This is a genomic window from Paenibacillus polymyxa, from assembly GCF_001719045.1.
GTDB lineage: Bacteria > Bacillota > Bacilli > Paenibacillales > Paenibacillaceae > Paenibacillus > Paenibacillus polymyxa_B.
Genome location: NZ_CP015423.1, coordinates 4,162,530 through 4,178,340, shown reverse-complemented (window position 1 = coordinate 4,178,340; position 15,811 = coordinate 4,162,530). Strand labels below are relative to the sequence as shown.

The following is a 15,811-nucleotide window of genomic DNA, read 5'->3' as shown; positions in this document are numbered from 1 at the left end:
TCACCCCTGACCTCCCTTCATCCGCTTCCGCTTGAACATCTCCTTAAACAGCAGAACGAGAAATTGGGAATCCTCAATCAAATATCTTTTCCACAATCGTTTAGGCTCCTGAGACAACCTCCAGAACCATTCAAATCCCGTCTTCTGCATCAGCTCCGGTGCTCTTTTCACATTTCCCGACAGGAAATCAAAGGTCGCTCCCACCCCAATCGAAATCGGAGCGCGGTAAGTCTCATAATATCTGTAGATCCATTTTTCCTGTTTAGGTGCGCCTACACCTACAAAAACGATGTCCGGGCGAGCCTCTTGAAGCAGTTGGATAATGTGCCTATTCTCCTCCTCGTTTTTCTCAAAGCCATAAGAAGGAGAGTAACAGCCTACCACATTCATGTTCGGATAAGATTCCTGGAGATTGAGCATAGCCTTCTCAGGAATACCGTCAGCTGCACCCAGAAAAAATAAACGATAGCCTCGATCCTCAAAAGCCTCTCCCAGCCGAGTGAACAAATCTGACCCGGACACCTTTTGTTTGAGGGGTTTTTTCAGTAACTTGGACGCCCATATGATAGGCATCCCATCGGCCACTACAGCTCCGGCATCCGAATACACCTTGCGGAATTCATCATCCTTGCGAAGCTTGATCACATGATCGACATTACAGGTCAAAATGTAGGAATGACGCTGATGTTCAATAGAAGTATCTATAAATTCGAGTAGATCATTAAAATCGTAATTATCAAAGTTGACATCGAACATGTTCACTCTGCTCATCGTATCACTTCTCTTTGCGAAAATCGGTTTGAGTAGATGTCTGGTATAACGCGTTCAAATACCAGCAAAATGGAATAATCATCTGAACCGTCGACAACGTATTATCTGAAAACGAGTAGATCAGAAAGCCTGCAACTAAGCTTGCAAAATAAGGTTTGATAGACTTGGCAAGCGACCGGTAAATGAGCGCGAACACGATCAGCAATGAAAGCATTAATAGCCCGCAACCGATATATCCCGTGTCAAAATAAAAGCGTATATACTCGTTATGCGGTACAACAAAGCCATTGAATAATGTCCCGTCGTTCGCGACCGTTACCGCGCCAAGACCTCTCCCTGACCAAGGGTAATCATGTACTCTGTTCAAAAAATATCCCCATGCCTCCGAGCGTCCCGACAGGTCAATGCCTGTATCGGTCTCCCGTTCGAAGGAGCGTTTTTTTAAATTGTTCCATTGCAGGGCCACCGCCCCCAGAGCAACCAAAAACGATCCGGCCAGCGGTAGCAAATAATTGACTTTCCCCTTGAGGTACTGACGGGCAATATCAAACAGATACACAGCAAACATTAATAACAATGCCAGAATCGGTCCACGTGTACCGGTGGCGATCAGAATCAGAAAGTTCAGTGCCAACACAGTGTAATAAAAAGCGGCTTGCTTGGGTTTACGCTTGACCTCAATTAGAGAGACAGCAATTCCGAGAAAGGAGAGCATTGCCAGATGCGGCGGTATATTCGCTCCTTGTACTCTGACTGCGCCCGTAAATTCTACATCCGTAAACGAATGCAGCCCTAGAACCTGCAAACCCAGTCCAATGACCACACTAATAATGGGCAACAAACTGATCAGTCGGATATGCTTTTCTGCCACATCCTTTTTCCACTGGATCAGTAAAAAAAAGAAAGGGAGTGATAAACCGACGAACGCCTTGACGGCAATCGAGGTCGTTAACAAAGGCAGCCATGCTGAAAATCCAAATGTGATCCCCAGCATGATCACCAATACCCAGACCGGATAGCTGAACTTGAGACGTATGCCATACACGAGCATGCACGGCACCAGCAGAGCCAAAATGCCCAATTTGTACAATGACAAAATCTCAATACCGAACACGCCACCCTGATACAGAGAATCGACTGAGACTGCTGTACTTAGCAAAACAGCGTAGCTGATGCGCTCTGGATGATGAATGGAAACAGCCAGCAAGAGCAGTAAACATACCGCCGCAATACTGACCACCGGCTGATAGGTAGCCGCAATTCCTACAGCAAGAGCGCCCAGTAGAAAAATAAAAACATGCTGTATGGTGTTTATTCTAGTAGTCCAAGGATAGTTACTCATGTTCCATCTTTCACCCCGCAGCTGACTCGCTTTTCCGGTTGCGCAGTGTATCCAGCGTCCCACGGATACTTTCAAGCCTGCACCGGTTCAACAGCTTCCTGCCCTCACTACGCGCCAGCAGGGAATCCACAGTGATGTATAACACTTTGGCTGCCGTCTTCGCCATCAGCATCGCGTTGCCGCGCAGACCTACGGCCTGAGCAGCGTTAGACATGCCCTGACAATAGTAGCGGTTCATGATCCATTCTTTCGTTAACCGTGAAGCCGGCACAAAATGTTCCACAGACATGTGTGGATGATACATAATCGTTCCACCATTTTTACGAATTTGCTCGAAAACCCACGATTCTTCACCAGATAGAAGAATATCTCCCTTTCTGCCTAGATGAAGCGGGAACATAACGGCGGCAAAAGCCGTTTTGCGCATCGCCATATTCGCTCCAAATGGATTCAGTCCCGACGGATATTCACGAACAGCTTTGCCCAGATCAATAATTGTGTAAGGCAGTTCAAGCGGGCCTGTCAGCCAACCCGGTCGTTCCGTCTCAAACATAGGGTCAATTTTCCCACCCATAGCCGTCAGCTCAGGATTGTTCCCGAATGCTGACATAATCGTTTGCAACCATGTAACACACGGAATTGCATCATCATCGAGAAAAGCAATGACTTCCGCTCTTGATAACGTAATGCCTGCATTACGAGCAGCAGACAGTCCTTGTTCGCGCTCATAATGATATCGGAGATGGATATTCTGACCATGGGCGACGGTGAACCTTTTGATCGTCGCTGCTGTATGATCGGTGGATCGGTTATCGACCACAATGATCTCAGCCAGCGCAAGGTCTTCCAGCTCCAGCAGGGACATTAACGTTTTCTCCAGCAGGTCCGCCCGGTTATAGGTGCAAATAACGACGGACACTGCGGGACATCGCTTGAATGCATCCATCAGTAAGCATCCTTGGAGAACAGCATTTTAACGCCTGTTTTCATGATGATTTTCAAATCGAGCCACGTATTGCGAACATGAATATACTTCAAATCCATTTGCACCATTTCTTCGAAGCCTACACTGTTACGTGCGCTCACCTGCCAGTAACCCGTACATCCCGGTGTTACAATCAGGCGTTGCTTATCATAATCGGAATATTGCTCGACCTCGCTGGGCAACGGCGGACGCGGACCGACTAAAGTCATGTCGCCGACCAACACGTTCCACAGCTGCGGAATCTCATCAATACTCGTCTTGCGCAGAAAACTGCCAATTTTCGTGATCCGAGGATCGTTTTTAATTTTGAACATGGCGCCGCTCACTTCATTCAGCTCCATCAAGTCCTTTTTCAGTTCCTCAGCATTGGACACCATTGAACGGAATTTATACATATCGAATAACTTCTCATTCTTGCCCACCCGAGTTTGCTTGAAAAACACGCTTCCCTTTGGGTCTTCGAGCTTAATCAAAACGCCTACCACTACAAAAAGCGGAAGCAAGACGATCAAGCCCACGAACGACAGCAGCATATCAAGGAGGCGTTTTGTGACCAGGTAGGACGTTTTATCCTGAATTTGTGTATTTCCGTATGGCATGTAAAACGCTTTACCTGACATGACAGCCTCGCCGTCCTCCGGTAAATTTTCCATGCTCATGCTGACGTACCCCCTCTCAACCTGCCGTGGTTGCTTTCTCGGTCTTTTTCAACCATTCATTCATGGCCTCCATAACCGGATACTTCAAATCATCGCTGGCAAGTGCAAATTCAAGTGTGGTTAGAATATATCCAAGACGTTCACCTACGTCATAACGTGTGCCTTCAAAATCATAGGCGTACACACGCTCACTCTGATTCAGCTTTTGGATCGCATCCGTCAACTGAATTTCGCCGCCAGCTCCTTTTTCTTGAAGATCAAGATATTTGAAAATTTTCGGCGAGAACACGTAGCGACCCATAATGGCCAAATCGGATGGCGCTGTGCCTGGAGCCGGTTTTTCAATAAAATTATTCACTCGGTACAAGCGTCCGTCCTGCTGATCCGGTTCAATGATGCCGTACCGGTTCGTAAATTCTTGCGGTACCCGCTGCACACCGATAACCGAATTTTGAGTTTCCTCATACTGATCCATCAGCTGACGAAGGCAAGGCTTCTGACCTGTTACGATATCATCGCCCAGCAGCACACCAAACGGCTCGTCCCCGATAAAGCGTCTTGCGCACCATACCGCATGTCCGAGACCTTTGGGTTCTTTTTGGCGAATGTAGTGAATTTCCACTCCCGAAGAACGCTGTACTTCCTCCAGAAGCTTCAGCTTACCGTCCTCGAGCAGTTTGGATTCCAGCTCAAATGCGTTGTCAAAGTGGTCCTCAATGGCACGTTTGCCTTTACCCGTAACGATAATAATGTCCTCAATACCAGAAGCAATCGCTTCTTCCACGATATATTGAATCGTTGGCTTATTGATAATTGGAAGCATTTCCTTAGGCATCGCTTTTGTGGCAGGGAGGAAGCGCGTACCTAACCCTGCTGCTGGAATAATGGCCTTTTTCACTCTTTTCGTCATCGCACTCATTCTCCTTGCTTCATCGAATTTTGGTGTTGCTTACTTCACCTGATTCATCACAATTCCAACCAGCGTCGCACTGGCCTGCTCCATGAGTTGCTTTGTTTTACGTAGATCTTCCCGTTTGGTACGACCATGTCTAGCAACGAGAATCACACCATCCGTTAAGCCTGCAATCAGGCGAGCATCCGTATAATTCAGCGCCGGAGCCGAATCGAGTAAAATGATGTCATATTCACGTTTGAGTTCTTCCAGTAGCTCAGCCATACGTTCGCTACCGAGCAGATCTGCTGCGTTGTACAGGGTGTCTCCACCGGGAACAACCGATAGCTCCAAGCCACCATGCCTAACGATTGACTTGGAAGAAGCCCCACCGCGCAAATAAGCCGATAGACCTCCGGTATTCTCCATTCCGAATATCTCGTGCAGCGCTGGTTTATGCAGATTGCAATCCACCAGAGCCACCTTTTTGCCTTCTTGTGCAAAGGAAACTCCGATGTTGGCGAGCAGTGTTGTTTTACCCGCTCCGCTTTCCGGCGAGGTCAACAATAGAACCGTGCCACGGTCCTTTTGCCCAATCACCTGCTGCCGGATGTATGTACGGAGGGATCGAAATGATTCCGAGATATACGATGATGGATTACTTTCTGTAATCAACATGTCATTCAATCGCAGCATATTTACGCTCCCCTACCCGTTCTTTGGAATTTCCGGCTGCTCCATCGACGTCCTTCTTGCGAATGACTGGAATCGATGCAATTACCGGAATACCGATGTCCGCGTCCGCTTCTTTCTCCGAGCGCAGCGTACCGTTAATGCTTTCCAGGAACACAATCGTGCCCAATGCAATCATCAGCGATACGAGAAAACTAATCGCAATATTCATGAGCGGGTTCCCATTAATCGGGTCAGGATTGGCCTGAGGGTCCGCTTCATTTAAAATTTTCACATTATTCAATTCCATCAATCCCGGAACTGTCTGTACGAATTTCTGGGTTACCGCGTTTACAACCGCTGCGGCCTGTGGATAGCTCCCTGCCTCAAACGTCAAACCGATAACCTGACTTTTATCCGAGGATTTAATCTGCAGTTTCTCTGCCAACTTCTGCTGTGTCAAACCGAACTCGGGATGAGCCGCTACAACAGCGTCCATAATTTTAGGTGAAGTGAGAATTTGCTTGTAGCTTTCCACCAAATTAAGACTTGTGTTGACGTCGTTCAGATTGTTGCTCCCCTGCTTGGCGGAAATATGATTAACCAGCAGTTGGCTTGAAGCGGAATAGACTGGCTTCACGACATTGTCGCTCACAAAGTATGTTGTTACACATGAGAGAATGACAAAAATTGCGATCAGCCACAATCTTCTTTTAATCAGGACTAGATAATCCAAAATGGTTTTCTCCACAAAAATCCTCCCTCCTATACAATTTCTCTTCATATTTAAGTATGACTTTATTGTAACAATTGGCTCTGTGAACGACATGGAACCGAATGGCACTTTCTCCCTCACTATGGGGGGAGGGAAATGTATACTTTCGGATACGGCATGGTATACTTTTGTACCATGCTTTGTCGATTATGGAAAAAGAAATCGAAAAAAGCCTCAAAATCACAAAGCTTGGTGATTTTGAGGCTTTTCTTTCTACTCGCATATGAAAGTGCAGCGTAGCTTATAGAGTCAGCGCATCATTGTTGGCTCGTACTTCGCCAGACCGATGGCATTGGCATACAATGCTGCCTGCGTACGATCCGCTAGCCGCAGCTTGGCCAAGATCTGACTGACATGCTTTTTGACTGTGAACTCACTTATAAATAACCGGGATGCAATTTCACGATTGCAAGCTCCTTGTCCCAGCTCGACCAGCACTTCCTTTTCCTTTGGCGTCAGGTCGTCGGTCAGATTGCCCGCATCTTCACGCAGCTTGTTTTCGAGAATAGCCGGATCATAATATTTGCGTCCTTTGTTGACAAGATGAATCGCGTAAATTAGTTCCTCAGGCAATGCTTCCTTAAGCACATAACCGTCCACGGAAGCTTCCTCTGCTTTTAGAAAATCTTCACGTGTTGCGGAAGAAGTCAGCAAAATAAATTTGCTTCTGAAACCGCGTCCGCGCGCTATCTTGATAATATCCAGCCCCGATTCATCAGCTAGTTTCAAATCCAGCAGCACCAGATCCGGATCCGTTTCCTCGATCACCACAAGTGCTTCCTGTTGATTCTGGGCCTCTCCCGCAAACTGAACATTGGGCTGCATGGATATAACTGCAGCGAGTCCTTTCCGTACTAAAGGATGATCATCGACAATGACAATTTTCATGATTCGGCCTCCTGTCTACAGTTCAGGATTTGCATAATCCCTATGTATCCGATTGTTACCGCAGATTTTGTATTGCAGAATGTTCACACATTTTATTCGAGGATTTTGCAAAATCCTCATTCATAAGCATTTACCGGAATGGACAATCGGATCTGTGTTCCCTCTCCGATTCGACTTGAAATATCAAATTCGCCTCCCATCGATTGAGCTAAATATTCCATATTCATCATGCCCAGGCCCCCGCCTGCACTGACCGCCTCACCTCCTGCTACCATTCTCGCCGTCTCAAACCCTACTCCGTCGTCATGAATAGACAGTCTAATCACTTGGGGCGTCAATTTTAACTTCACATCAATTCGCTTGGCCAATCCATGACGGATTGCGTTCCCCGCCGCTTCGGAAATGATGCGGAACAAAGCCTTTTGGTACAAATACGGAAGTGAATAATGATCACCATGAATGTCAAAATCAATTTGTACATGGTTCAGCTTGGAGAGTGTATGCAGATGACTTTTCACCGTCCCTAACCAAGTTGAGCCTCCGCTTTTTTTCGAACTTAAACTATGAATCGCCCCTTTCAGCTCCCTAACCGCTTGGTTGGCTGATTGCTGAATTAGATCAATTTGCTCCTCCACCTGCTCCTTTGGCTGATGACACCAGGTTTGCCGGAGAGAATGCGTTGCGTACACAATACCAAAAAGACTTTGAGAAACATTGTCATGCATTTCATTTGCAATCCGGTTCTGCTCATTCGTCACAATCAGCTGATTTTCAATACGCTCCAGCTCATAGCGCTCCAAGAACACAGCGCTCAGCTCAGCCAAGAATATCAGTTGTTGCACGAGCCAGCGTCTTCCTGTCAGACTTTGATCCGGGCCCAGCTTGAGGCCAATCGTCGCTACAAAACGGGTCGTCATCGGTACGGTAATCATGAGGAAATCGCCCCATTCTGGCAGATGTCTAAAAAATGGTTCACGCTCTTCCCTGAATTCCTCCCGATAATTCCCCAGCTCCTCGAATAGCTGCTCCTCCTCCTCTACCGTCCAGCCTGTCTGGCTGCTTTCCGGTGCATCCTCCTCCTGACTATCCAGCCAGAAAAATGCACGGCTCTGCTTGGTTAGCTTGACCGTATAGTCCGAGATGACTTGACCGAGATTTAAAGCCTCATTGTGGCTGGTCGTCTCCATGATGTGGTAAATCGACTTGATATGATCCATCGTCTCATTGGCTTGTTCTTTAGCCACCTTCAGTTCGTCCTTCATGACGCCGATAACCTGCATTGCCATCGTAGTTGCGATCAGTACCAGAAACAAATTGATGTTCTGCAATATAAGATCCCACAAAAAATATTGACCTGGTGTAAAAAAGATATAACAAAATGTAAGCACCAAGCCGATATAAGAAAGGAGGAGTGTCCAACTGTATCTCATAGACAGATGAGCACAAGCCACCAGCATGGGGGTAATCACATACCATTTGAACGGGCTATCCATCCCTCCGGTTGGGAATAACAACAAAATGATCCCTGCTGTCTCTAGTGCAATGCTACATTTCAATACCATATCATGAAGTCTGTATTTACGGTAAATCCAAGTAAATGCTGTAACGGATAAAAATAGAAAACCAATCAGTAATAGCTTCTGCCACACGATTAATCTAGATGATTCGAACAGAAAAACAAGTGACGTTAAAGATAGTGATACATAACGGTATAAAAAAATCATTTGGTCTTCTGCTGACTTCCTCAACTTCATCCTGTCACCCTATTCTGTGTTTTGAAGGGACGATGGGCATATTAGGTTTGTTTGTGTACTCTAAAAAAATCATAACCAATCCAAAAATAAATAACAAGACATAAACTCTTACGTAAACGGTTACATTCCAAAAAATTTGGTACTTTTTATAACATATTTACCGTTTCAGGAAAACATTTTGGGGGTAATGTCAGAATTTATGACGTTTGTCAAGGAAATAAATCACATTTTAGTAACCTAAAAAAGACTTGCTGGTACCACCGTGATTATAACAGCGGTATTCAGCGAGTCCTTTTTTAGTAAATTTGGTAGTCTACATTTTAGCCCCCGGCACGCGCCAATTCACGCATATTGGCTTCAAATGCTGCCAACAGAGCTTCATCTCCGCTCAAACCAGTTGCCTCTTCTTTTTGGATCTGTTCAACCATACGCTTGTAATCCTTTGGAATCACTCGTACAAACTGCTGAATCGCAGTCTGCCAATCATCCAAAATACGTTGTCCCGCTTCACTACCCGTGTAAGTGACATGGCGTTGAATCAAGCCGCGCAAATCCGCTGCTTCTGCAGGATCTTCCACACCTTCCAGCAACACCATTTCCAGATTACAACGGCTCAGGAACGTCCCCTTAGGGTCATAGACATAGGCAATACCACCGGACATTCCGGCTCCAAAATTCCGTCCGGTTCCACCCAATACAGCTACACGTCCGCCCGTCATATATTCGCAACCATGATCACCAACGCCCTCAACTACAATACGTGCGCCGGAGTTCCGAACGGCAAAGCGCTCGCCTGCGATTCCGCTAATGTAAGCTTCACCGCTGGTCGCTCCATACAAGGCTGTATTTCCGATAATAATGTTTTCTTCTGCCTTAAAGGTCGCTTTGTGAGACTTTTTCACAATAACCTTACCGCCAGATAGCCCTTTACCGACATAGTCATTGCTATCGCCTTCCACGCTCAGCGTGATGCCTTTCGGAATAAATGCCCCGAAGCTCTGACCTGCCGATCCAATAAAGTTAAAGCGAATTGTATCCTCAGGCAGACCCGCCGCTCCATACTTACGGGTGACCTCGCTGCCCAGAATCGTTCCTACCGCCCGATTCACGTTTGTAATAGGTAAGGTACCCTCAACAGGCGTTCCGTTCTCCAGCGCTTCCGCAGCCATCGGTACGAGCTGTTGCATGTCTAGTGTTTCTTCCAGACCGTGATTTTGGCGTTGTACGCGGTAACGTACACTACCTTCTTCCAACTCAGGAACATGCAACAGCAAGCTCAGGTCTACGCCCTTCTTCTTCCAGTGCGAATCGGCGTTCACGGTATCCAGACAATCTGTACGTCCAATCATTTCCTGAATCGTACGGAAGCCCAATTCCGCCATAATTTCACGGACATCTTCTGCGATGAAACGCATAAAATTCACCACATGGGCAGGATCGCCCATATAATTTTTGCGTAGCTCCGGATTCTGCGTAGCCACACCAACCGGACATGTATCCATTTGGCATACCCGCATCATAATACAACCCAACGCCACGAGCGGCGCTGTAGAGAAGCCGTATTCTTCCGCGCCCAACAGGGCAGCTACTACCAAATCGCGGCCAGACAGCATCTTGCCGTCTGTCTCCAATACTACGCGGTCGCGCAGGTTGTTTAGCATCAGCGTCTGATGCGTCTCCGCCAGACCCAGCTCCCAAGGCATACCCGCATGGCGGATGGAGCCTTGCGGGGAAGCGCCTGTACCACCGTCGTAACCGCTGACCAGAATAATGTCAGCACGGCCTTTTGCTACCCCTGTAGCAATCGTGCCTACGCCTACTTCTGACACCAGTTTCACGTTAATGTCAGCACGCGGATTAGCGTTTTTGAGATCATAGATGAGCTCTGCCAAATCCTCGATAGAATAAATATCGTGATGCGGCGGTGGTGAAATCAAACCTACTCCAGGCGTAGAACCACGTACCTCAGCGACCCAAGGGTATACCTTACGTCCTGGCAGTTGTCCACCTTCGCCCGGCTTAGCGCCTTGCGCCATTTTGATCTGAATTTCGTCGGCATTCACCAAGTAATTCGATGTTACACCGAATCGGCCCGACGCTACCTGCTTAATCGAACTGCGACGAGAATCGCCATTGGCATCCGGTATGAAACGTGCTGGGTTCTCCCCACCTTCACCCGTATTGCTCTTGCCACCGATCCGATTCATCGCAATCGCCATATCTTCATGCGCTTCCTGACTGATCGAGCCAAAGGACATGGCTCCTGTCTTGAAGCGACGCATAATGGATGCAGCCGATTCCACTTCTTCCAGCGGCACAGGCTCACCAGCAGGCTTCAATTGAAGCATGGAGCGAATCGTCAAATACTGTTCAGATTCCCCCTGTACCAGCTTGGCGTACTTCTTGTAAAGCTCGTAGTCTCCCGAGCGTACCGACTGCTGGAGCAAATGCACCGTTTGCGGGTTAAACAAATGCTCTTCCCCATCGTTACGCCATTGATAGTCGCCGCCCGAATCCAGTACTTTGTCATTGCCGTCCTTGTCAGTGAAAGCACGGTTATGATGAACCAGCGCTTCCGTAGTCACTTCCTCCAGACCAATACCGCCAATGCGGGAAGGTGTCCAGGTGAAATAACGGTCAACAAAATCCTGCTTCAGACCTACAGCCTCAAAAATTTGTGCTCCACGGTACGATTGAATCGTGGAAATACCCATTTTGGACAATATTTTAACGACACCCTTCGTTGCCGCTTTAATATAATTTTTAACTGCCTTTTCATGCGAGATGCCGCGCAACAAGCCCTGCTGAATCATGATATCCAGCGTTTCAAAAGCCAGATACGGATTAACCGCGCTCACACCGTAGCCAAGCAGCACCGCATAATGGTGAATATCCCTTGGCTCCCCGGACTCCAGCAAAATGCTCACACGTGTGCGTGTACCCTGCTTAATCAGATGGTGATGCAGGCTGGAAACAGCTAGCAACGCCGGAATGGCCGCATTTTCCGCATCCACTCCACGGTCGGACAAAATCAGGATGTTATGACCTTTGTCAATGACACGGTCAGCCGCCTCAAACAATCCTTCCAGCGCCTTGCGTAAGCCCTCAGCGCCTTCCTTCGCTTCAAAGAAGATCGGAATCGTCATCGATTTGAAGCCAGGACGGTGTACGTGGCGAATTTTGGCGAACTCCTCATTCGACAGCACCGGCGAATCCAAACGAATCTGACGACAGCTTTCCGGTTCTGGATGCAGTAAATTGCGCTCTGGCCCAATCGTAGTTGCGGTTGACGTTACAATCTCTTCACGAATGGCGTCAATCGGCGGGTTCGTGACTTGGGCAAACATTTGTTTAAAGTAATTGTACAAACGTTGCGGACGATCAGACAGCACCGCCAATGGGGCATCGTACCCCATTGAACCAATCGGTTCTGCACCTGTAAGTGCCATCGGCTCCAGAATTTTGCGCAGTTCTTCAAACGTATATCCAAAAGCGAGCTGAAGCTGATTTACATTTTCATGTTTAGGCTCCGGCTGTTCTAGTGCTTCCGGCAGCTCATCCAAATCAACCAAGTGCTCATCCAGCCATTGCTGATAAGGTTCCTCGGAAGCAATACGTTCCTTTAACTCTTCGTCAGAAACGATACGACCTTCTTGAGTATCAACCAGCAGCATACGACCTGGACGGAGACGATCCTTATAGAGCACATTTTCAGGAGCAATATCCAATACGCCCGCCTCTGAAGACAGTGCGATCAGATCGTCCTTGGTCACATAGTAACGTGCAGGACGGAGACCGTTGCGGTCGAGAATCGCCCCGATTTGGATACCATCTGTAAACGCCATCGCAGCAGGTCCGTCCCACGGCTCCATCATGGTGCTGTGATATTCATAAAATGCTCGTTTCTTCGGGTCCATGGTTTCATGCTTGTTCCAAGGTTCCGGCACCATCATCATGGCTACATGAGGAAGGGAACGTCCGCTCAGATACAGAAACTCTAGTGTATTATCAAACATGGCTGTATCCGATCCATCTGGGTTAATGACTGGTTTTACCTTCTTGATATCTCCGCCAAACGCTTCGCTTTCAAACTGCGCCTGGCGAGCATGCATCCAGTTCACGTTGCCGCGCATAGTATTAATTTCGCCGTTGTGAATCATAAAACGATAAGGATGCGCACGGTCCCAGCTCGGGAACGTATTCGTGCTAAAACGGGAATGGACCAGCGCGATCGCCGATGTCACCCGCTCATCCTGCAAATCCAAATAAAATTTGCCTACCTGCTCGGTTGTGAGCATTCCTTTGTATACAACCTTGCGACATGACAAACTTGGAATATAGAACGACTCACCGTTCTCATCCTCTTGGTTATAGCGAATAGCAAGCTCTGCACGTTTGCGAATGACATACAGTTTCCGTTCGAAGTCCAGCTCTTCCTTCAAATCGCTACTGCGACCGATGAATACCTGACGCACGCCCGGTTTAGCTGCTTTTGCCGATTTACCCAGCATTTCGTCATAAGTTGGAACATCGCGAAAACCCAAACAATTTTGACCTTCGTCCACGATGATATCTCTTAGCTTCTGCTCATGCACTTCACGAACTTTTGGATCATTGGATACAAAAAGCATACCCACGCCATAATGTCCGGCCTTTGGCAATTTAAAGCCCAATCGCTCCGCTTCCTCTTGAAAAAACAGATGAGGGACCTGAATCATAATCCCTGCTCCGTCACCGGAGTTTGGTTCACTTCCCTGACCGCCCCGATGCTCCATATTCACGAGCATGGTCAAAGCCTGACTTACAATATCGTGCGATGGTTTTCCCTTGATGTGGGCAACAAAGCCCATGCCGCAGGCGTCTTTTTCGAATTGGGGATCATATAGTCCCTGTTTGGGTGGTAAACCTGTCTGTCTCATGGAACGCAACCTTTCTGTTATAAAGTCATGCTGGCCTGAAATTCAGGCGGCCGAATAGAAGACAGTGGCGACAAGAGGTAACTCAAAGAACAACTACGAGGAATGGGGGACAAAACATGTGACGTATTCAAGGCGGTACGGTCCGCCGAATGCGTATGTTTTTCAATAATTATGCAATGGCTTGACTTGAAAAATACGTCGATTCCACTGATGAATCTAATTAGTTCTATCATTTTATCATTGACCTATCATGTTAGCAATTCAAAGTTTTTATGATTGTGATAATAAATCTTTTACATTACAGCTTCAACGTATCAATGCAAAAATATCTCATTTTTATGTATAAATATTCACTTTTAAAAAACAGCCTTTCCTATTCCTCTAAGGAACAGAAAAGGCTGACAAAGGAGATTTGATGAGTTTATAGACCATCGAGTATATTCCCGTAAATCAGATATCCGTATTAAAATTCGAGACTTTCGCCGGGCTTCAATGCTTTCCCTTCAATACCTTCTTTGTGCAGACGATCACAGAAGCCGTCTCCGTCCTGCTCAATACCCGGGAACGTATTGTAATGCACCGGTATTACGCGGCTTGCACGCAGCCATTTTGCTGCCAGCAGTGCATCCTCCGGTCCCATCGTATAACCATCTCCGATGGGCAATACCGCAGCATCGATGGAGTTAGTTTCGCCAATGAGACGCATATCGCCAAACAGGCCAGTATCCCCTGCATGGAAAAAGGTTTGGCCTCCCATGGTCAATAAGATCCCCGCCGGCTCTCCCATGTAAATGATTTGCCCGTCCACCGTCAAAGATGAGCTGTGGAATGCAAGCGTGAATTTCACATGGAAACCGTCAAAGTGGTGACCTCCACCCAGATTCATACCGTGAGCTTTGGCCCCCAAGGATGAACAATATTCGGCCAGTTCCGCGACCGCGATTACTGGACAATCATTGCGCTTGGCAATTTCAACAGCATCTCCAAAATGATCGGCATGACCGTGTGTCAACAACACGGCATCCACCTGAATATCCTCGGCCTGTACGGTTGCTTTAGGATTTCCCGTCAAAAAAGGATCAATAATAATCCGTTTCCCCTCTGCCTCTACCAGTACAACTGAATGTCCATAATATGTGATTTTCATATCATCTACGCCTCCTTTGTCACTTTCATTATTTTGGTTACTTTCCTTTACCTATTATACCTCTTTTGCATACTGGCTTCACCTGTACCCTAAAATTCGTTCACAAAGCTGAACCCTATTGTTTAGAAAGGGCTGTTATTTGTAGAAGGTATGATGACCGATAGTTTTCACCTTCGTACGCGAATGATGAACCGTAAGATCCTGGGCCAACGTAAGCGACAGGAAAAAACAGGTGTTATCAGGCACGGCTTTATGGCCGTTCAAAGCAGCAGTAACCGCACGGATGCTGTCCTGGTTGGGCTGAACACGACGAAGACGCCCGTTCGCGACCGGACTAAATTGCGCTTTTTGATAAATCACTGCCTGAATCGTATCGGGAAATGGGGCTGACCGCAGCCGGTTTAAGACAACGTTGGCAACTGCCACTTTGCCTTCGTACGGTTCGCCTTCTGCTTCTGCCATCACTATTTTTTGCAGCAGGAGCAGTTCTTTAGCGGAGACAGGATAGCTCCAGGTAGACAACGCCTTGTCATCCTGCGTGAGCATTTTTGTCTTCGTAAAGTAGATGGTTGTAGGAGGGGTTAGGATTGCGGACTTGCTATGCTGGACCTCAGGCTTTTTCTTGCCTGTAGCAACGTTATTCCGGGCTTGTTCCGCCTGCTTCATCTGGGAAGCGGGTAACGGAGTCGGCATGATTTCTTTCCAGCTTGACTGCCCATGAGCAGCGACAAAGATGGGGCTTGTCCTGTTTGACCCATTATGGGTCCCCATCCTGTCGCCATATGTAGGAGACGAAGAGTTCCCTGACCAGCTCAGAGATTGCATAGGTGTATTTTTATGATTTTTCTGTGTTTGCTGAACCTCAGCGTAGAGGCCTATCCCCAATATACAAACAAGCAGCACACTCAATAGAGGTGCAAACCAACGATGTTCTTTAACGATTTCCATAATGTTCCTCCCGTTAACTATAAGCACATTCCTCAGATATGTAACCTAAAATGCGCTTT

The 15,811-nt window shown here is 47.3% G+C and carries 12 protein-coding genes; all 12 read right to left on the bottom strand.

Annotated elements, in window-relative coordinates; genetic code table 11:
- A complete protein-coding gene (locus AOU00_RS18685; protein WP_028543109.1) occupies positions 1-771 on the bottom strand; it encodes a WecB/TagA/CpsF family glycosyltransferase in 771 nt (256 codons plus the stop codon).
- Between the two features lie 4 nt (positions 772-775).
- Positions 776-2,113, bottom strand: coding sequence for an O-antigen ligase family protein (locus AOU00_RS18680; RefSeq protein WP_069291325.1), 1,338 nt, complete (start codon positions 2,111-2,113; stop codon positions 776-778).
- A 10-nt stretch (positions 2,114-2,123) separates the two neighbouring features.
- On the bottom strand, positions 2,124-3,059 hold the full coding sequence (locus AOU00_RS18675; RefSeq protein ID WP_061830280.1) for a glycosyltransferase: 936 nt from the start codon (positions 3,057-3,059) through the stop codon (positions 2,124-2,126).
- A complete protein-coding gene (locus AOU00_RS18670; RefSeq protein ID WP_013309152.1) occupies positions 3,059-3,757 on the bottom strand; it encodes a sugar transferase in 699 nt (232 codons plus the stop codon). The genes AOU00_RS18675 and AOU00_RS18670 overlap by 1 nt, the downstream gene beginning before the upstream one ends.
- 16 nt (positions 3,758-3,773) lie before the next feature.
- A complete protein-coding gene (gene galU / locus AOU00_RS18665) occupies positions 3,774-4,667 on the bottom strand; it encodes a UTP--glucose-1-phosphate uridylyltransferase GalU (RefSeq protein WP_013309151.1) in 894 nt (297 codons plus the stop codon).
- Between the two features lie 39 nt (positions 4,668-4,706).
- The gene (locus AOU00_RS18660) at positions 4,707-5,345 is read right to left on the bottom strand and encodes a CpsD/CapB family tyrosine-protein kinase (RefSeq protein WP_013309150.1); all 639 of its coding nucleotides are present in this window, start codon (positions 5,343-5,345) and stop codon (positions 4,707-4,709) included.
- Positions 5,329-6,072 carry a YveK family protein gene (locus AOU00_RS18655; protein WP_023987416.1) on the bottom strand — a complete coding sequence of 248 codons (744 nt, stop codon included), beginning with the start codon at positions 6,070-6,072 and terminating at the stop codon, positions 5,329-5,331. Before AOU00_RS18655 ends, AOU00_RS18660 begins: the two co-directional genes overlap by 17 nt.
- Before the next feature lie 273 nt (positions 6,073-6,345).
- Positions 6,346-6,984, bottom strand: a complete 639-nt coding sequence (locus AOU00_RS18650) for a response regulator (RefSeq protein ID WP_069291324.1) — start codon at positions 6,982-6,984, stop codon at positions 6,346-6,348.
- Between the two features lie 116 nt (positions 6,985-7,100).
- A complete protein-coding gene (locus AOU00_RS18645; RefSeq protein WP_061830283.1) occupies positions 7,101-8,738 on the bottom strand; it encodes a sensor histidine kinase in 1,638 nt (545 codons plus the stop codon).
- Between the two features lie 320 nt (positions 8,739-9,058).
- Positions 9,059-13,657 (bottom strand): glutamate synthase large subunit, encoded by a 4,599-nt coding sequence (gene gltB / locus AOU00_RS18640; protein WP_069291323.1) that lies wholly within the window; start codon positions 13,655-13,657, stop codon positions 9,059-9,061.
- Between the two features lie 463 nt (positions 13,658-14,120).
- The gene (locus tag AOU00_RS18635; protein ID WP_069291322.1) at positions 14,121-14,804 is read right to left on the bottom strand and encodes a metal-dependent hydrolase; all 684 of its coding nucleotides are present in this window, start codon (positions 14,802-14,804) and stop codon (positions 14,121-14,123) included.
- A gap of 135 nt (positions 14,805-14,939) precedes the next feature.
- The gene (locus AOU00_RS18630; RefSeq protein WP_025720522.1) at positions 14,940-15,752 is read right to left on the bottom strand and encodes a cell wall hydrolase; all 813 of its coding nucleotides are present in this window, start codon (positions 15,750-15,752) and stop codon (positions 14,940-14,942) included.
- Between the last annotated feature and the right edge of the window lie 59 nt (positions 15,753-15,811).